The sequence below is a fragment of the Nitrobacter winogradskyi Nb-255 genome (assembly GCF_000012725.1).
Lineage (GTDB): Bacteria > Pseudomonadota > Alphaproteobacteria > Rhizobiales > Xanthobacteraceae > Nitrobacter > Nitrobacter winogradskyi.
In genome coordinates this window covers 881,555-897,893 of sequence record NC_007406.1, presented here as the reverse complement: position 1 = coordinate 897,893, position 16,339 = coordinate 881,555, and the positions used below count along the sequence as shown (strand labels likewise).

The window sequence follows — 16,339 nt, the reverse complement described above, 5'->3', positions numbered from 1 at the left end:
GCTCTAATCGCTAATTATTTTCGATTGGGAGCGCAGCCCATGGGTCTGTCGCGGAGGGCCTATGCGCGCCATCGCGGCGTCTCCGACATGGCGGTTCGAAAGGCCATCGCCTCGGGCCGGATCGCCGTAGAGGACGACGGCACGATCGATCCCGAGAAAGCGGATCGCGCCTGGGGATCGAGCTCCGACCCCGCGCAAGTTCGCCCCGTGGCCAAATCGCCGCCACCGCCGCGCGGCACACCGCGTCCCGTGCCGATTGCGGCAGTCGAAGCGGTCCGCGAAACCTTGCGCGAAAGCGGTGAGCCCGCGCCCGCCGCCGGCAACATGACCTTCGTCCAGGCGCGCACCGCCAACGAGGTGATCAAGGCGCAGGAGCGCCGCATCCGTCTTGGCAAGCTCAAGGGCGATCTCGTCGATCGCTCGCGCGCGGTCTCAACGGTCTTTGCGCTCGCCAGGCGCGAACGCGACGCTTGGGTGCAATGGCCGGCGCGCGCCGCCGCCCTGATCGCCGCCGAACTGCAAATCGATCCTCACCGCTGCGAGCAGGTTCTCGAAGCCCATGTCCGACGCCATCTCGAAGAACTCAGCCAAATCGGCATCGAGCTTCGATGAAGGCTTCGACGGACGCGCGGAGATCATTACCGCCTGGAGCCGTGGCCTTGCGCCCGATCCGGCTCTGACGGTTTCGGCTTGGGCGGATCGTTATCGCTTTCTGTCCTCGCGCGCTTCGTCCGAGGCGGGCCGCTATCGAACCGACCGGACGCCCTATATGCGCGGCGTCATGGATGCGCTCTCGCCCGGCAGTTCGGCCCGGCGGATCGTGTTCATGAAAGCGGCGCAGGTCGGCGCGACCGAGGCCGGCAACAACTGGATCGGCTATTGCATCCATCAGGCGCCGGGTCCGTTCCTCGGCGTTCAGCCGACGACCGATCTCGCCAAACGCCTGTCACAACAGCGCATCGAGCCGCTGATCGATGAAAGCCCGGAACTTCGGGCGCTGATCCTGCCGTCGCGCTCGCGCGATAGCGGCAACACGGTACTCGCCAAGAAATTCGCAGGCGGGCAGCTTGTCTTGACCGGCGCCAACTCCGCCGTCGGCCTGCGCTCAATGCCCGCGCGCTATGTCTTCCTCGACGAGGTGGACGCCTATGAGGGCGATGTCGATGGCGAAGGCGATCCGGTCGCGCTCGCCATCGCCCGCACGCGCACCTTCGGCCACCGCGCCAAGGTGTTTCTTGTCTCGACGCCGACGATCAAGGGCCTGTCCCGGATCGAGCGGGAATTCGAAGCGAGCGATCAGCGCCGATTCTTCGTACCGTGCCCGCATTGCGGCCTCTCCCAATGGCTCAAGTTCGAACGCCTGAAATGGACGAGCGGCGAACCGGCGAGCGCTGCCTATCACTGCGAGGCTTGCGATCAGCCGATCGCCGAGCACCACAAGACCGCGATGCTGTCGGCGGGCGAATGGCGCGCCACCGCCACTCCGGCCGACCCGCATTGCGTCGGCTTTCACATCTCCGGGCTCTATTCGCCGGTGGGCTGGCTTGGCTGGGCCGATATCGCCCGCGAATGGGAAGCGGCCCAGGGTGATGATGCGGCGCTCAAAGCCGCAAAGAACACGCTGCTCGGCGAGACGTGGCAGGAACGCGGCGAAGCACCGGATTGGCAGCGCCTCTACGAGCGGCGGGAAGATTTCGCACCGCTGGTGCCAATGTGCGGCCTGATCCTCACGGCAGGCGCCGACGTTCAGCACGACCGGATCGAGGTCGATATCTGGGCGTGGGGCCGAAGGCTCACCAGCGCGCTCGTCGAACACATCGTGCTCGAAGGCGACACTTCGCGCGAGGAGGTTTGGGGAAAGCTAACGGCGTTGCTCGGCCAGACGTGGCGTCACGAGAACGGCGCGCGGATGCGGATCGCGCGGCTTGCGATCGGCCGCACGATCCGGCGTGGTGTGAAGCTCTGGAAGGTCTCGGTCGCAGTCTTCAAGTCGGAGACCTATCGCTTCCTGCGGCTTGACCGCCCGACGGACGAAGAACTCGCCGCAGACACGCCGTTTCCGGACGGCTTCATGCACCTGCCGAAGAGCGTCACCGCCGAATGGGTGAAGCAGCTTGTCGCCGAGCAGCTGGTGACGGTGCGCGACCGCCGCGGCTTCTCCAAACTCGAATGGCGGCAGATGCGCGAGCGCAATGAGGCGCTGGATTGCCGGGTCTATGCCCGCGCCGCCGCATGGCTGCTCGGGATCGACCGGTTCGACGACGCCAAGTTCGAAGCGCTCGAAGAAGAGCTTCGGGTCGCAGCCGAGGACGAAGCGCGGCCCGTCGATCAGCGCGGCGTCACGCCCACGACCGCGCCCGTGCGCCGCTCCGAATGGCTCGGGCGGCGCGACAAATGGTTCTAACCTATCGCGGGATTTCCGATGCCCTGGACGCAGACCGAACTCGATGCGCTAAAGCGCGCCTTCGCGGGCGGAACGTTGCGCGTCACCTATGATGGGAAGACCGTCGAGTATGGCTCGGCGGACGATCTCCTGAAGCGCATTCGCACCATCGAGACTGAGATTGCCAGCACATCTGGCAATCCGCGCCCCATAGCGGGATTTGCAAGCTTCGGCCGCGGTGATCGCTGATGGCCGCGAACTGGATCGATCGTGCTCTCGCCAGCGTCGCACCGGGTGCGGCCCGCAAGCGCCTTCTCGAACGCCAGGCGTTCGAGAAGCTGGCGCGCGCCTATGATGGCGCAGCGGTCGGACGGCGCACTGATGGCTGGCGATCGTCGTCCAGCTCCGCCGATGGCGAGATCGCTTCCGGCGCGTCGCGGCTGCGCGACCGCATGCGGGATCTGACGCGCAACAATCCGCATGCTGCGAAGGCCGTGGCGGTGCTGGTGAACAACATCGTCGGCGCCGGGATCAGGCCGCGCGCGGCGGCCGGAACCGACGCGCTCGACAACCGGATCAATGAACTATGGGAAGCCTGGGCGGCAAGATCAGATGCTGATGGCCTCGCCGATTTCCACGGACTCACCACGCTTGCCGTCCGCGAGATGATCGAAGGCGGCGACGTGTTTCTGCGCCGTCGCATCCGCCGCACCGAAGATAAGCTGCCCGTGCCCTTGCAGCTTCAGCTTCTCGAAGCCGATCATCTCGACGACACCAAGATCGCTGCGCTTCCCGACGGCGGACGGATCGTGCGCGGCATCGAATATGACGCCATCGGCCGACGCCGCGCCTATTGGCTGTTTCCCGATCATCCCGGCGACACCAGCGTGCCGCTGTCGCGCAGCCTCACCTCGGCGCGCGTGCCTGCAGATGGCATCGCCCACCTCTTCGAGCGCCAGCGCGTGCAGAGCCGCGGCGTGCCCTGGGGCGCGCCGGCCATGCGGGCGATGCGTGATCTTGATGATTGGACCAACGCAGAGCTTGTCCGCAAGAAAACCGAGGCCTGCCTCGTTGGCGTGGTGCTCGGCGCGGATGAGGCCGATCAGGGCGTGGCGCCGACCGTCGTCGATGCCGAAGGCAAGACCATCGAGCAATTCGAACCCGGCCTGATCGCCTATGCGCGCGGCGGCAAGGACATCAAGTTCAACCAGCCCGCTTCAACGGCTGGCGTCTCGGAATGGCTGCGGGCGCAGCTGCACATCATCGCCGCCGGATACCGCGTGCCTTACGAGTTGCTCACAGGCGATCTGTCTCAAGTCAACTATTCGAGCCTACGCGGCGGTCTCGTCGAGTTCCGGCGCATGGTCGATGCCCTGCAATGGCAATTGGTGATCCCGGGCTTTTGCGAACCGGTCTGGCGCTGGTTCACCGAGGCGGCTTGGGTTGCGGGTTTGATCCCGAACCCCGTGGTCAAGGTCGAATGGCAACCGCCGCGCTTTGATGCCGTCGATCCCTTGAAGGACGCGCAGGCCGATCTTCTGATGCTGCGCTCGGGCACCATGACTCTCGCCCAGGCCATCGCCCGGCAGGGTTACGATCCGGCTTCGCAACTTGGCGAAATCGCTGAAATGAACTCAGCTCTCGATCGGTTGAAGATCGTGCTCGATAGCGACCCGCGCATGATGACCAACGCCGGCACGGCGCAACCCGATCCGAACGATCCCGCCGGCGACACCGCAGACAACGAGCAGCCGGGCAAGTCGAAGCCCAAGCCCGGCGACTGATCTCCTTCGAGGACACCATGAAACCTGCTCAACCGCCTTCGCGCGGCGTAGCGCCTTTGGCGAATGCGCTGCCGATGCAGACCCGGCTTGCGCCGGTCGCCTCCATCGAGGCCGAGACCCGAACCGTCGAAGTCGTCTGGACCACCGGAGCGTCCGTGCGCCGACGTCGCTGGACCGGCTTTGATACCGCGATCGACTACGAGGAAATCCTAGTGGTCTCGCGCGATGCCGTCGATCTCTCGCGCCTTGATGCCGGCGCGCCGGTGCTCGACAGCCATTCGCAATGGACGACGCGGGCGATTATCGGCGTCGTCGAACGCGCCTGGATCGACAAGGGCGAAGGCCGCGCCGCCTTGCGCTTCCCGAAGCCTGGCGTCGATGAAGCCGCCGATCGCCTGTTCGCGCTCGTGACCGATGGGATCGTTCGCAACATCTCGGTCGGCTACCACATCGACAAGGTGCGGGTCGAACGGCCCAAACGAGTCGGCGAACCCGAACGCTGGTTCGTCGAACGCTGGACGCCGCACGAACTGTCCTTCGTCGCCGTCGGCGCCGATCCCGGCGCGCAAGTCCGCTCTGCGGAGGATGCGCCGACCTTTCCCTTCGAACTGATCGAACCCTTTTCTCGAACAATGGAGACTGCCGCCATGGACGAACCGGTCCAGACCCGCGAAGCCGCGCCGGAGGCTTCGCCTCCGAATGCCCATACTGACCGGGCGCCGCCCGCGCCTGCCGCGAACGAGCGCGCCACGCCGGCGCCGCCCAACCCGTCCATTGCCGCGGCCGATCTCGATCAAGTCCGGACCGAGGAGCGCGAGCGCGTCGGGGCGATCTTCGGCCTTGCCGATCGCTTCAAACTCGACCGCGCCTTCGCCGATGATCTGGTGACGCGCGGAGTCGCTATCGAGGAAGCCCGTCGCCTGATCCTCGACAAGCTTGCCCGCCGCGATGAACGCGGTGCCGGCCACACTGCCGTTTCCTTCCCGGCGGGCGGGCTCGACGCAACGGTCACGCGCCGTGAGGCGCTCGTCGAAGCGATCCTGCATCGCCTAGCGCCTGTCGCCTTCACCATGACCGACCGGGCGCGGGACTATCGCGGCATGTCGCTCGTTGATGTCGCCCGGGACAGCCTCGCCGTCGCCGGCCAGGCAACCCGCGGAATGACCGGCAACGAGATCGTCCACGCCGCCACCCGCGCCGCCGGCCTGCATTCCTCGTCGGACTTCCCGCTGATCCTCGCGGCCGTCGCCGGCAAGCGTCTGCGGCAGGCCTATCAGGTTACGCCGCGCACCTTCACCCGTTGGACGCGCGGGACCACAGCGCCCGACTTCAAGCCGATGTATCCCACCCAGATCGGCAACTTCCCGCCGCTCAAGCCGGTGATGGAAGGCGCCGAGTTCACCTATGGCACGATCGCGGAAGGCCGGGAGACCTACAAGCTCGCAACCTATGGCCGGATCGTTGCGCTAACCCGGCAGGCGATCGTCAACGACGATCTGCGCGCGTTCGACCGGGCGCTCAACACCGCCGGCCAGAAGGCTGCCGAACTGGAGAGCGCGCTCGTCTATAACGAGCTTCTGGCGAACGGCGTGCTGGCCGACGGCGTGGCCCTCTTCCACGCCACGCATGGCAACCTCGGCACGGCCGCGGCGATCTCCGAAGCCGCGCTCAGCCAGGCGTGGGAACTGATGGCCCAGCAAAAAGACATCAGCGGCGCGGACGCGGAATATATCTCCGTGATCCCGCGCTTCATCCTCGTGCCGCCGGGCACGCGCTCGATCGAGGCTCGCAAAATGATTGCCGCCGTGACGCCCGCCAAGGCGGCGGATGTGAACGCCTTCGCCAACAGCCTTGAGCCGATCGAAGAGCCGCGGCTCTACAAGCCTGGCGGTCCGCAGCCGTGGTGGCTTTGCGCCGATCCGAACGCGATCGACACCATCGAATACGCGCATCTCGAAGGCCAGACCGAGCCGTTCATGGACCAGCGCGTCGGCTTCGAGGTCGATGGCGTGGAATTCAAGATCAGGCACGACTTCGCGGCCAAGGCGCTCGATTTCCGCGGCCTCTTCTACAACCCGGGCGTCTGATCGCCTGAACCACCTTCGGAGAAAATCCAATGAAGAATTTCGATCAAGCGGGCGATGTCGTCACCGTGGCGGCGCCCTATGCCCTCACCTCCGGCCAGGGCGCGAAGACCGGGCAGCTTTTCGGTGTCGCCATCGGCGATGCGGCGAACGGCGCCGATGTCGCCCTCAAGACGTCCGGCGTCTTCGATCTCACCAAGATCGGCTCGCAGGCTTGGACCGCCGGCCAGCTCGTCTATTGGGACGACACCAACAAACGCTGCACCAGCGTCGCCACAGGCTCGCTGCTGATCGGCGTCGCGGTGGCGGCTGTCGCCGGCGGCGCCGGCAACACCGTCGGTCGCGTTCGGCTCAATGCATCCTTCCGGGCCAATGAACCGTGACGAATGCGTTCATCGCGGCGATTGATGCGCTCTTCGCCGATCCCAATATCGGTGAAGATGCGGTGTGGAAGGCGGGCGGCGTCGGTCCAGGCGTTGCGGTGCGGATCATCCGAAAATCGCCCGACCGTTTGGCGGAGTTCGGGGAAAGTCGCGCCGTGCTGCCCACGCTCACGCTCGATATACGGCGCTCGCAATCCGCAACGATCGCCGAGGGCGATCTGATCGTTATCGGCGCCGAGACGTTCAAGATCATCGGCGAGCCGATGGGCGATGCCCTCGCGCTAGTGGCCGCGTGCGAGGCGGTGAAGGTTTAGCACTTATTGGATGCGGAAGTAGGTTCGGCTTCCGATCGGTTCGCCGTTCTTCTCAAAACGACCGGACGACCAGCGTTCGGGGCGCTCCATGAAGACCTCCCAGACCATCAGCCCGAAGCAGCGGGCCGATGCACTGTAATCGCGACGTGCGGCCTTCTCGTAGATCGGCTGATAGACCGTGCCACCCCAGTTCGATCCGGGCATCCACCCCGCTGTCTGAATTTCGGTGCCCTCGATCATGGCATTCAGCTCGGACTTGATCGCCCTGATTTCCTCAGCGGTCATCCGGGACATAAATGCTCTGAATTCGCCCGCGTAAGGGACGCGCGTGATCGTCTTTCCCGACATCATATCAATGAGCACTGCGGACCTCCCTACTGAGCTTCGATTTCTTCTTGGGTAACACGCGAACGGAGCATCACGCCGATGTTCATGCGCTGTTGACCCGGGTTGAGGTGATCGTAGCGCTTCTCTATGCCATGCCGGCGGGCGACTTCGTAAAGGCGCTCAAGGTCAAGCTTGCCATCCGGCCCCTTCACATGCCGGTCGAGCCAAATATTGAACGGGCTCTTGGCCGTCCGTTCGAGCCAAGCTTGCCTTTGTTCCGGTGTGATCTTCATCGTCCGGTCGCGGTTGTGATCCTGCGGCTGATACCTCGCACCACTTGAGAACAGGCTTTCCCGTGTAATACGGAGCCCGGGTCGATCAATCTCGTAACCGACCGCCTCCATGATCTGACGCACCATGTGTCCGATCATTTGCTTGATGCGATCTTGGGCGATGTCGGGACCAAACTCGGCAACGAGCCCTGGGGCTAACGGTTCGACCGCTGCCCGCTCCAGAAAGCTCGCGGTTTCCATGCGGATCACGTTGTCAGGCCGAATGAGGAACTTCCACACACCCGTTCCGAGTTCAGTCTCGAACAGGTCACGGAAATTCTGCGGATCGTATTTGACGTCAATGTTTGGAAGCTGCGCCTTCATCATGCCCTCCTATTGGAACAGATGTTACATGTGCGCCTATTGTGGACACCTGTCAATAGTGCGCCTATGAGATTTGCTATCCAACGTCCCGATCTCGTCGAGGCACTCGCCGGTACCCAGAAGAATATCGAGCACGCCGTCACCGCCGGCATGCGGGACGCAAGCGAAGGGCTGAAGGCCGATCTGCGCGAGGATGTCGTCGCCGCCGGGCTCGGTGAACGGCTATCGCGAACGTGGCGGGGAAAGACCTTTCCCGAAGCCGGCGAAAGCGCCGAAGCCGCTGCCTATGTCTGGTCGCGTGCACCGAAGATCGTCGATGCCTTCGACCGTGGCGTCGTCATCCGCTCCGCGCGCGGCCTGTTCCTGGCAATCCCGACCGCTACGGCCGGCAAGACTGGCCGCGGCGCAGCGGGCAGACTTGAAAAGATTACGCCCGAGGGCTGGCAACGGCGCACGGGACTGAAGCTGCGGTTCGTCTATCGGCGCGGGCGCCCATCCTTGCTGGTCGCCGAGAATGCGCGGGTGAGCAAGAGGGGGCTTGCCGCCGCCAACCGGCGCAAGACCGGTCAAGCCAGCGTCATCGTGTTCGTCCTCGTGCCGCAAGTCGCACTGAAGAAGCGGCTCGATATCAGACAGGCGGCCAAACGGCAGGCCGCGCGTGTGCCCTCGCTGATCGCGCGGCACTGGTCGCAATCCTGAAGGCTTGGCACCCATGGCCTCGAAACGTGAAACCGTCCTTGCGGCGGTGAAAGCTCTTGTCGCCGCCGCCCTGCCGGGCGCGGAAGTGAAGCGCAATCTGGCGAAGGCCGAACGCATTCCGCCTGGCGGTCTCGTCGTGATCCGCGACGGCGATCCCGGCGAACCGGAAATCAGTCTCTCGCCACTGACCTATCTCTATTCGCATCGCATCCCGATCGAGATCGCCACCTATGAAAGCGCAACACTAACGCGCGAGCAGGTGCTCGACGCCATGACCGGCGCGATCGGCGCGGCGGTGAAGGCGAACCCGACGCTCGGCGGCCTCTGCGATTGGATCGAGGCGGAAGCGCCGGTGACGGACGATATCGAAGCGCTGGGCGCGCTGCCCGACCGCTTCGCCGATCTCGCCATCCTCGCCGCCTACGCGACGAGCGATCCGCTGAACTGAACTCTCAACCACAGGAGCAATCTCATGGCACGCGCACGCGGCGCCAACGCCGTCATGGCTGCGGCATTCGAGTCAACCTATGGCACGGCGCCGGTGAGCGGCTTCAAGAAGCTGCCCTTCGTGTCGGCAGCGCTCGGCGACGAGCAGGGACTGATCCCGAGCGATCTTCTCGGCTATGGCCGAGAACCGCTGCCGCCGAGCCGTGATGTCGTCAACAATGAGGGCGATGTCGTCGTCCCGGTCGATCTCCGCAATTTCGGGCAATGGCTCAAACTCGCGATGGGCGCGCCGTCCTCGGTCGAAGATACCGGCGTCTATACCCATACCTTCGTCTCCGGCGCGTTGACGCTGCCGTCGATGGCAGTCCAGATCGGCCTGCCGGAAGTGCCGAGCTACGGTGTCAACGTGGGCATCCGTGCCAACACGATGCAGATCCAGTTGCAGCGATCCGGCCTGCTGAATGCCACGATGGGCCTGATCGCCCAGGGCGAAACCAAATTCTCCACATCACAGGCCGGCACGCCGACTGAGGCTGTGATCGAACGCTTCAGCCACTTCCAGGGCGAGGTGAAGCGCGAAGGCACGGCACTCGGCAACGTGGTCTCCGCCGAACTGACCTATTCGAACGGGCTCGATAAGGTCGAGGTGATCCGCCCGGATGGCCGCATCGCCGATGCCGATCCCGGCATGGTCGCCGTCACCGGATCGATCGGCATTCGCTTCGCCGATATGACGCTGCTCGATCAGGCGAGTTCGGGCGAGCCTTGCGAACTGTCGTTCGGCTGGACGATCGATGCTGACCGCTCGCTCCTCTTCACACTGCACAGCGTGTTCCTGCCGCGGGCGAAACAGCCGGTTCAAGGCCCTGCCGGCGTGCAGGCAACGTTCGCCTGGCAGGCCGCCAAAGACCCGATCCTCGGCAAGACCTGCACCGTCGTTCTGGTGAACGATGTGGCGGCCTACTGATCGACCTCCCCCAAGAATCTCAAGCCCAAGAGGAGCCACCATGCTCAAGCTCGAACCTGTGTCCGTCGAACCCTTCTGGATCGATGTTCTGCCCGGCGTCCGCATCCAGTTCCGCCCGGTTTCGGTCGCCGCCATGTTGATCGCGCGAGGTGCGGCGGGTGAAGCGCTGAAGGCCGGGGGCGAACAGGCAACGATCGAAGCAGGCGCCGCCTTCACGCGCTCGCTCGCGCAGACCGGAATCATTGCCTGGGAGGGCATCGGCAATGCCAAGGGCAAGCCGGTCGATCCCGACAAGGCTGCAATTGATCAACTGCTCGAACTCTGGCCCGCCTTCGACGCCATCGACCGGCTCTATGTCGGCCCGGCGCTGACGAGGCTCGACGAAAAAAACGTCTGATCGCCCTCGCCGAATGGCACTTCGAAGGCGGCGAAAGCTATTGCGCCGCCTGCCCGAGCCATTGCGAGGGCTGTCCCTACGATACGCATCGCCTGGAAACGTCTGAGGGCCTGCTGGCCTGGGAAGTGATCCGCCGCTCGGCCGGGCAAGTGAGAGCGGTGATGGGCGGCGTCTATGCCCTCGATTTCGGGGCGATCCTTTTGCTTGCCCATAGCATGGGCGCGCTGAACCCGCTTGTCGTCGATGTCCTCTCGGAAATCGAAGCCGTCGTCGTCAACGCCTATCGCCGGAACGCTGATCCATCATGAGCGCCACCAACGTCTCCATTCGCCTCGGCATCGAGGGGAAGGCAGAGATCCGGCGCGCCTTCGAGGAAGTCGGGCAATCCGGGCAGGCTGCGTTTGGCGCCGTCGAGAAGGCGTTGAACCGGACGGGCGCGGCGACCGATCGCGAGGTCGCCCGCCTCAAGCGACTGGCGGAAGCCGCGCGGCTCGCAGCCGATGCCGAAGCCTCCCAGAAGCGGTTCAACGCGGTCCTCAACGTTGACCGTCCAATCCCTAAATCCGCGCGCGACTCCGCCTCGGTGTTCGAGGAAGCGGCGCGCGAAGCCGAAAGCTTCCAGGCGCGGGCGAATGCGCTGCGGGCAACGCTCGATCCCCTGGGCGCCGCGCAGGCCCGCCTCAACAGCGAACTTGCCGAATACGCAGCGCTCGCCAGGCGCGGCGTAATCACCTCGGCCGAACATGCCGCCGCGCAAGGTCTCGCCCGGCAAAGGTTCGATCAGACCGCCCGCGCGATCACCGGGGTCGGCGGTTCTTCCAAACTGACGCGCAACCAGCTGCTGACGCTGCAATACACGTTCAACGACGTGGTTGCGTCGATGTCGACCGGCATGTCGCCGATGACGATCCTCATGCAGCAGGGCGGTCAGGTGACGCAGGCCTTTGGCGGCCTGCGCGGTACGCTCACCGCCTTCGGCTCGGCGCTCGGTGTCGTGGGTGCGGTCGCAATCGGGGTTGCGGCGGCGGTCGTTGGCCTCACCGCCGCGTGGGTCGCCAACGACGCCTCTACGCGCTCGGTTACGACCGCGCTCATGGGGATCGGCCGCGCTTCCGGCACGACCGCCTCCGAACTCGAGCGCGTCGCGCAGTCTTCCGCCGAAGCCGGCAAGATCTCGGTCAGGTCGGCGCGCGAAATGGAAGTCGCGTTCCTGCGCACCGGCAAGATCGGCGCCGAGGAAATGGCGCGCGCGATCTCCATCGCCCGCAACTTCGCGGTCACGATGGGTGTCGAAACCAAAGCTGGGGCCGAGCAACTGGCGTCGGCGCTGACCGATCCTGTTCGCGGCGCCGATGAACTCAATTCCCGGCTGGCCTTCCTCGACGATCGAACCCGGCAGTATATCCGGACCCTTGTCGATCAGAACAACCGCACCGAAGCGCAGCGGGTTCTTCTGGCGGCGCTGGTTCCGACGCTCGCCGATGCCGAACAGGCCACCAATGCCTTCGGGCGCGCTTGGAATTTCGTGGCGCGTCAGGCCTCGAACGCTTTCGACGCGATCGGGAAGGCCGTGGACCGCGCCGTCGATGGTCGCACGCCGGCCGAAGAACTCGATCTTCTAAAGTGGCAGCGCGAACGGCTTCGCGAAAACGTCCGTGGCGATTTCGTGCCGCTGATGCTGCCGGTGGTCGAACGGCGCATCGCCGAAATTGAAGCCCAGCTTGCGGATGCGCAACGGCGCGCGGAGCAGCTTGCAGCCGACGCCCGCGCGAATGAACTCTCCGTGCGAGCCGGCGAAACGGCCCGGGACATCATCCCCGGCGCGCGTGAACTCGAACGGCTGCAACGTGAGCAGGCGGCCCTGAGGGCGGCGCTCAACGATCCGCTCACGCGATCGAAACTTGCCGATGTTGCAGCGGTGGAAGCGGCCTATGCCCGCGTTACCGCTGAACTCGCCCGCTACCGGCCGGCGGTCGATGCGGCCACGCAGGCGATCGTCACCCAGAACTCGGCGACCGAAATCTCGATCCGGGCGACGCTTGCACTGGCGAACGCCTATCTCGAAAGCGCCGAAGCCGCCGAACGGGCTGAAGCCGGCAAGCAGGGTCTGATCGATCAGGCGCGCGAGGGTATCGACGCCGAAGCCCGTGCCCGGCAGGTTCTGCGCGAACGGATCGCGGAAGCCGCCGCCCAAGCAGGCCGGCAGGTTGCCGATCTCACCGCTGAAGCGGCTGCGCAGAAGCGTGTCAATGATGCGGTCGCAGGCGGCGCGCTTGCCTCCGCCAAGGCCGCCCAGGCGATGCAGGTTGAGCAGGCGCTCCGCCCTTTGCTGATCGCGCAGGCCCTTGCCGAAGGCGAAACAAAGGAGACCCTCACCCGCATCATTGATCGGATGCGGGAAGCCTATGGCCGGCTCTTCGCCGAGCAGGAACGGGCGCAAGCCCTTTCGGCCAACGAGGACCGCCGCCGCGAGATCGAACTGCTCACGCGACAGGTCTCGCTGATCAACGCGACTGTCGCGGCGCGCGGTGATGCGCTCGCCGTCATGCGCGCCGAACAGGAACTTCAACGTCGCGGCGTCGATCTCGCGAGCGAGGAAGCGCGGGCCTATATCGAGTCTGCCCGGCAGATCGAGGGGCTGAACCGGACGCTGCGCGGCCAGGAACAGCTTCGCGATCAGCGCGACGAGATCACACTCCTTGAGCGTCAGGTGGCGCTGATTGGAGCGTCCGTCTCCAGGCGATCTGAAGAACTGGCGATCCTTCGCGCGATCCAGCAATTGCGCCAGCGCGGGATCGATGCGGCGAGCCCGGAAGGGCAAGCCGCGATCGGCAATGCGCGGCGGGTCGACGAACTCAACCGTCAACTCGCCGTCCGCCAGGCCCTCGAAGACCAGAAGGACGAAATCACCCTTCTGCAACGGCAGATAGGGTTGATCGGTCAAAGCTCTTCTGAACGCGCCGTTATCATCGCGCAGCTCCGAACCGAACAAGGCCTGCGGACGCGCGGGATCGACCTCGCCAGCGAAGAAGGGCGGATGATTGTCGAGAACGCCGGCAAGATTGAACGGCTGACGCAAGAATTGCAGCGGCAGGACGCCGCCTATCGCGCCATCGAGAATGCGGTCGGCTCGGCGCTCGACCGTTTCGCCGATGTGCTGGCGCAGGGAAAGCTCGATTGGAAATCGTGGGGCGATGCCGGCCGCGCCGCGCTGCAAGAACTTTCCCGCGAAATGATCAAGCTTGCCCTGCTCAATCCCCTGAAGAACCTGCTCTTCGGTTCGAACCTGCCGACGTTCAGCCAGGGCAGCGGGCTGTTGAGCGGCATCTTCTCGCGCCTCTTCCATGAGGGCGGACTGGTTGGCGCGGGAGGTGTCGGGCGCATGGTGCCGGTTGCCGCCTTTGCCTATGCGCCGCGCTTTCACGAGGGCGCATATCTGCGCGCTGACGAAGTGCCGGCGATCCTGCAACGCGGCGAGCGCGTGCTGAACCGGAAGGAGGCGCGCGCCTATGAGCGCGGCGACGACCGCGCCGGTGGCGCGATCGTCAACGTCACGATCCAGACGCCGAACCCAACCGCCTTTGACGCCAGCCGCACCCAGATCGCCGCGGGCCTTGCCCGCGCCGTTCGCTCCGGCATGCGGGGAATGTGATGCCGCAACCCTTTCTCGATATCGCCTTCCCCGGCTCGGTCGGGCGCGGCGCCACCGGCGGGCCCGGCTTTTCGACGCAGATCGTGACGCTTGCATCGGGTGCCGAGCAGCGAAACGTCAACTGGTCGAACAGCCGGGGTCGCTGGAATATCTCGACCGGCATCCGCAACCGCGCCGACATGGCGGCGGTGATCGCCCATTTCCATGTCGTGAAGGGCCGTGCTTATTCCTTCCGCTTCAAGGACTGGAACGACTATGACGCCGCCGATCAGGCGATGGTGCAGAACACACCGACGGTCTGGCAGATCGTCAAACGCTACAATCGCTCTGGCTACGAGCACGTCCGCACGATCACAAAGCCCGTCGCCGGATCGGTCGCGGTGAAGATCGCCGGAAGCCCGGTCACGCCTGCCGCGATCGATACGCTGACCGGCCGCATCACCTTCGCCTCGGCGCCCGGCTCGGCGCCGACCGCCTCCTTTCAGTTCGACGTTCCCGTCCGCTTCGACACCGACAGCCTGCCGGTTCAGGCGAACGCCTGGGACTTGCAGATCGTCAACAACATCGACCTCGTGGAAGTCCTCGAATGAAAACCCTTCCTCCTGCCCTTGCGAACCATGTCGCGGGCGGGCTCACGACGCTATGCCGCTGCTGGCGGGTGGATCGCCGCGACGGCGTGGTGATGGGCTTTACCGACTTCGACCGCGATCTCGTCTTCGATGCCGTCACCTTCAGGGCGGCGTCCGGGTTCACCGCGACCGCTATTGAAGGCCAGCTTGGCCTCGCCGTCTCGAACCTCGATGTGCAGGGCGCGCTGTCGTCCGACGCGCTCACCGAGGACGATCTCCACGGCGGGCGCTATGACGACGCGGCCGTCACGATCTATCTCGTCAACTGGGCCGATGTTGCCCAGCGCGTGATCCTTCGGGCCGGCAATCTCGGTCAGGTCTCGCGCGGCAAGCTTGCCTTTTCCGCCGAACTGCGTGGCCTTGCCGCGAAGCTCGATCAACCGGCGGGCCGCATTTTTCAGCGATCCTGCGCCTGGGATCTCGGCGACGCGCGCTGCGGCATCGATCTCGGCGCGTCTGGCAATCACGGAGCAGGCGCCGTCACGGACGTGCTCGATGCCTTCGAGTTCGTGGCCTCCGGCATGTCCGGTATCACCTCCGGCGCGCTGACACGCGGCAGGCTGGTTTGGACCTCCGGCGCCAATGATGGGCTCGCGGTCGAGATCAAGGCGCATTCGTCCAGCGCAGGCGTGTCGCGGCTGGCGATCTATCTGCCAATGGGCGCTCCGGTGACGATCGGCGATACCTTCGATGCGACCGCCGGCTGCGACCGCACCTTTGCGACCTGCCGGGATCGCTTCGCCAACACGGTCAATTTCGGCGGCTTCCCGCATATGCCCGGGACCGATTTCGCGATGTCCTATCCGAACCAGGGCGCGGGCAACGACGGCGGCAAGATCACATGAGCGTCCGCGATCATATCATCATCGAGGCCCGGTCCTGGATCGGCACGCCCTATCACCATCAGGCGGCGCTCAAAGGCGTCGGCTGCGATTGCCTCGGCCTCGTGCGCGGGGTCTGGCGTGCGGTCTATGGCGCCGACCCCGAGCACCCACCCGCCTATTCACGCGATTGGGCCGAGACGCTGCGCGAGGAGACACTGGCCGATGCCGCCAGCCGTCACATGATCCCGCTGGCGCTCGATGCCATCGAGCCCGGCGATCTGTTGCTCTTTGCGATCAACGAAACCGCGCCGGCCAAGCACTGCGCGATCCTCGTTGCTCCGAACCGCATGATCCACACGATCGAATCCCACCCGGTCGCAGAAGTCTCGTTCGTGCCGTGGTGGCGCAACCGACTGCGCTTTGCCTTCAGGTTTCCGAAAATCAGACGGCCGAACCGAAACAACGCATCGCGCCGCTAACGATAGCAAAAGCCGGCGGCACGTATCGCCTGAACACTCCGCTCAACGTCAAGATCGGCCTCCGGGCAGATGCGCGCAACCTCGGCTGCTACCTTCATCCAATGCCACGCCTCGGCACGATCCTGAACCGACCTCGCTCTCGCGACTTCAACCTGAGCCGCGTGGAAGGCCGTCGGCGGATTGATAGCAACCAACCGCTTCGCGTCTGCCTTCCATCGGGCGCGGCGGGCGCGCCAGCGCATGAAGAAATCGCCGAACATTAGAACAAACCTGAATTCGCGATCATCTATTTGAAGCTCAATTCTGTTTCACGA

The 16,339-nt window shown here is 65.1% G+C and carries 19 protein-coding genes; 16 read left to right on the top strand and 3 right to left on the bottom strand.

The genetic code is table 11. The annotated features are described in order from the left end of the window. Positions 1-39: 39 nt before the first annotated feature. From NWI_RS04200 to NWI_RS04170, 7 genes are read left to right on the top strand one after another with little or no spacing between them, the layout of a single operon-like run. The gene (locus NWI_RS04200) at positions 40-612 is read left to right on the top strand and encodes a hypothetical protein (RefSeq protein ID WP_011314124.1); all 573 of its coding nucleotides are present in this window, start codon (positions 40-42) and stop codon (positions 610-612) included. After that, positions 560-2,404: a phage terminase large subunit family protein gene (locus NWI_RS04195; RefSeq protein ID WP_011314123.1), complete on the top strand. Its 1,845-nt coding sequence runs from the start codon at positions 560-562 to the stop codon at positions 2,402-2,404. The genes NWI_RS04200 and NWI_RS04195 overlap by 53 nt, the downstream gene beginning before the upstream one ends. Before the next feature lie 18 nt (positions 2,405-2,422). Further along, on the top strand, positions 2,423-2,632 hold the full coding sequence (locus NWI_RS04190; RefSeq protein WP_011314122.1) for a phage head-tail joining protein: 210 nt from the start codon (positions 2,423-2,425) through the stop codon (positions 2,630-2,632). Then, entirely contained in the window at positions 2,632-4,167 is a 1,536-nt protein-coding gene (locus tag NWI_RS04185) for a phage portal protein (protein WP_011314121.1), read from the top strand. The genes NWI_RS04190 and NWI_RS04185 overlap by 1 nt, the downstream gene beginning before the upstream one ends. Before the next feature lie 17 nt (positions 4,168-4,184). Further along, entirely contained in the window at positions 4,185-6,254 is a 2,070-nt protein-coding gene (locus tag NWI_RS04180) for a prohead protease/major capsid protein fusion protein (RefSeq protein ID WP_011314120.1), read from the top strand. A 29-nt stretch (positions 6,255-6,283) separates the two neighbouring features. After that, positions 6,284-6,634 (top strand): DUF2190 family protein, encoded by a 351-nt coding sequence (locus NWI_RS04175; protein WP_011314119.1) that lies wholly within the window; start codon positions 6,284-6,286, stop codon positions 6,632-6,634. Further along, a complete protein-coding gene (locus NWI_RS04170) occupies positions 6,631-6,948 on the top strand; it encodes a head-tail joining protein (RefSeq protein ID WP_011314118.1) in 318 nt (105 codons plus the stop codon). The genes NWI_RS04175 and NWI_RS04170 overlap by 4 nt, the downstream gene beginning before the upstream one ends. Positions 6,949-6,951: 3 nt before the next feature. Here the strand turns inward: NWI_RS04170 and NWI_RS04165 are convergent, their stop codons facing one another. Continuing rightward, a complete protein-coding gene (locus tag NWI_RS04165) occupies positions 6,952-7,242 on the bottom strand; it encodes a hypothetical protein (RefSeq protein WP_244374976.1) in 291 nt (96 codons plus the stop codon). An 80-nt stretch (positions 7,243-7,322) separates the two neighbouring features. Continuing rightward, entirely contained in the window at positions 7,323-7,931 is a 609-nt protein-coding gene (locus NWI_RS04160) for a hypothetical protein (RefSeq protein WP_011314116.1), read from the bottom strand. 66 nt (positions 7,932-7,997) lie between these two features. Here NWI_RS04160 and NWI_RS04155 point away from each other — a divergent pair, with 66 nt between their 5' ends. The 9 genes from NWI_RS04155 to NWI_RS04115 all read left to right on the top strand — a co-directional run bounded on the left by NWI_RS04155 (position 7,998) and on the right by NWI_RS04115 (position 16,025). Beyond that, entirely contained in the window at positions 7,998-8,630 is a 633-nt protein-coding gene (locus tag NWI_RS04155) for a DUF6441 family protein (protein ID WP_041344753.1), read from the top strand. 13 nt (positions 8,631-8,643) lie between these two features. Beyond that, a complete protein-coding gene (locus NWI_RS04150) occupies positions 8,644-9,078 on the top strand; it encodes a hypothetical protein (RefSeq protein ID WP_011314114.1) in 435 nt (144 codons plus the stop codon). A 24-nt stretch (positions 9,079-9,102) separates the two neighbouring features. Beyond that, entirely contained in the window at positions 9,103-10,044 is a 942-nt protein-coding gene (locus NWI_RS04145; protein WP_011314113.1) for a phage tail tube protein, read from the top strand. A gap of 40 nt (positions 10,045-10,084) precedes the next feature. Beyond that, positions 10,085-10,441: a hypothetical protein gene (locus NWI_RS04140; RefSeq protein ID WP_011314112.1), complete on the top strand. Its 357-nt coding sequence runs from the start codon at positions 10,085-10,087 to the stop codon at positions 10,439-10,441. Between the two features lie 161 nt (positions 10,442-10,602). Further along, positions 10,603-10,749, top strand: coding sequence for a DUF7697 family protein (locus NWI_RS04135; protein WP_011314111.1), 147 nt, complete (start codon positions 10,603-10,605; stop codon positions 10,747-10,749). After that, complete coding sequence (locus NWI_RS04130) at positions 10,746-14,093, top strand: phage tail length tape measure family protein (RefSeq protein WP_011314110.1); 3,348 nt, start codon at positions 10,746-10,748, stop codon at positions 14,091-14,093. Before NWI_RS04135 ends, NWI_RS04130 begins: the two co-directional genes overlap by 4 nt. After that, on the top strand, positions 14,093-14,683 hold the full coding sequence (locus NWI_RS04125; RefSeq protein WP_011314109.1) for a DUF2460 domain-containing protein: 591 nt from the start codon (positions 14,093-14,095) through the stop codon (positions 14,681-14,683). The genes NWI_RS04130 and NWI_RS04125 overlap by 1 nt, the downstream gene beginning before the upstream one ends. Beyond that, positions 14,680-15,567, top strand: coding sequence for a DUF2163 domain-containing protein (locus NWI_RS04120; protein WP_011314108.1), 888 nt, complete (start codon positions 14,680-14,682; stop codon positions 15,565-15,567). Before NWI_RS04125 ends, NWI_RS04120 begins: the two co-directional genes overlap by 4 nt. After that, complete coding sequence (locus tag NWI_RS04115; protein WP_011314107.1) at positions 15,564-16,025, top strand: NlpC/P60 family protein; 462 nt, start codon at positions 15,564-15,566, stop codon at positions 16,023-16,025. The genes NWI_RS04120 and NWI_RS04115 overlap by 4 nt, the downstream gene beginning before the upstream one ends. On the opposite strand, the gene NWI_RS04110 is transcribed toward NWI_RS04115, so the two are convergent. Beyond that, entirely contained in the window at positions 16,022-16,285 is a 264-nt protein-coding gene (locus tag NWI_RS04110) for a hypothetical protein (protein WP_011314106.1), read from the bottom strand. The two genes, NWI_RS04115 and NWI_RS04110, sit on opposite strands and share 4 nt — an antisense overlap. Positions 16,286-16,339: the final 54 nt, after the last annotated feature.

Coding starts and splice junctions, on each gene's coding strand:
- NWI_RS04165 (WP_244374976.1), bottom strand. CDS start 7,242: ATGTCCCGGATGACCGCTGAGGAAATCAGGGCGATCAAGTCCGAGCTG.
- NWI_RS04175 (WP_011314119.1), top strand. CDS start 6,284: ATGAAGAATTTCGATCAAGCGGGCGATGTCGTCACCGTGGCGGCGCCC.
- NWI_RS04110 (WP_011314106.1), bottom strand. CDS start 16,285: ATGTTCGGCGATTTCTTCATGCGCTGGCGCGCCCGCCGCGCCCGATGG.
- NWI_RS04160 (WP_011314116.1), bottom strand. CDS start 7,931: ATGAAGGCGCAGCTTCCAAACATTGACGTCAAATACGATCCGCAGAAT.
- NWI_RS04145 (WP_011314113.1), top strand. CDS start 9,103: ATGGCACGCGCACGCGGCGCCAACGCCGTCATGGCTGCGGCATTCGAG.
- NWI_RS04185 (WP_011314121.1), top strand. CDS start 2,632: ATGGCCGCGAACTGGATCGATCGTGCTCTCGCCAGCGTCGCACCGGGT.
- NWI_RS04125 (WP_011314109.1), top strand. CDS start 14,093: ATGCCGCAACCCTTTCTCGATATCGCCTTCCCCGGCTCGGTCGGGCGC.
- NWI_RS04135 (WP_011314111.1), top strand. CDS start 10,603: ATGGGCGGCGTCTATGCCCTCGATTTCGGGGCGATCCTTTTGCTTGCC.
- NWI_RS04115 (WP_011314107.1), top strand. CDS start 15,564: ATGAGCGTCCGCGATCATATCATCATCGAGGCCCGGTCCTGGATCGGC.
- NWI_RS04140 (WP_011314112.1), top strand. CDS start 10,085: ATGCTCAAGCTCGAACCTGTGTCCGTCGAACCCTTCTGGATCGATGTT.
- NWI_RS04200 (WP_011314124.1), top strand. CDS start 40: ATGGGTCTGTCGCGGAGGGCCTATGCGCGCCATCGCGGCGTCTCCGAC.
- NWI_RS04155 (WP_041344753.1), top strand. CDS start 7,998: ATGAGATTTGCTATCCAACGTCCCGATCTCGTCGAGGCACTCGCCGGT.
- NWI_RS04195 (WP_011314123.1), top strand. CDS start 560: ATGTCCGACGCCATCTCGAAGAACTCAGCCAAATCGGCATCGAGCTTC.
- NWI_RS04150 (WP_011314114.1), top strand. CDS start 8,644: ATGGCCTCGAAACGTGAAACCGTCCTTGCGGCGGTGAAAGCTCTTGTC.
- NWI_RS04190 (WP_011314122.1), top strand. CDS start 2,423: ATGCCCTGGACGCAGACCGAACTCGATGCGCTAAAGCGCGCCTTCGCG.
- NWI_RS04180 (WP_011314120.1), top strand. CDS start 4,185: ATGAAACCTGCTCAACCGCCTTCGCGCGGCGTAGCGCCTTTGGCGAAT.
- NWI_RS04120 (WP_011314108.1), top strand. CDS start 14,680: ATGAAAACCCTTCCTCCTGCCCTTGCGAACCATGTCGCGGGCGGGCTC.
- NWI_RS04130 (WP_011314110.1), top strand. CDS start 10,746: ATGAGCGCCACCAACGTCTCCATTCGCCTCGGCATCGAGGGGAAGGCA.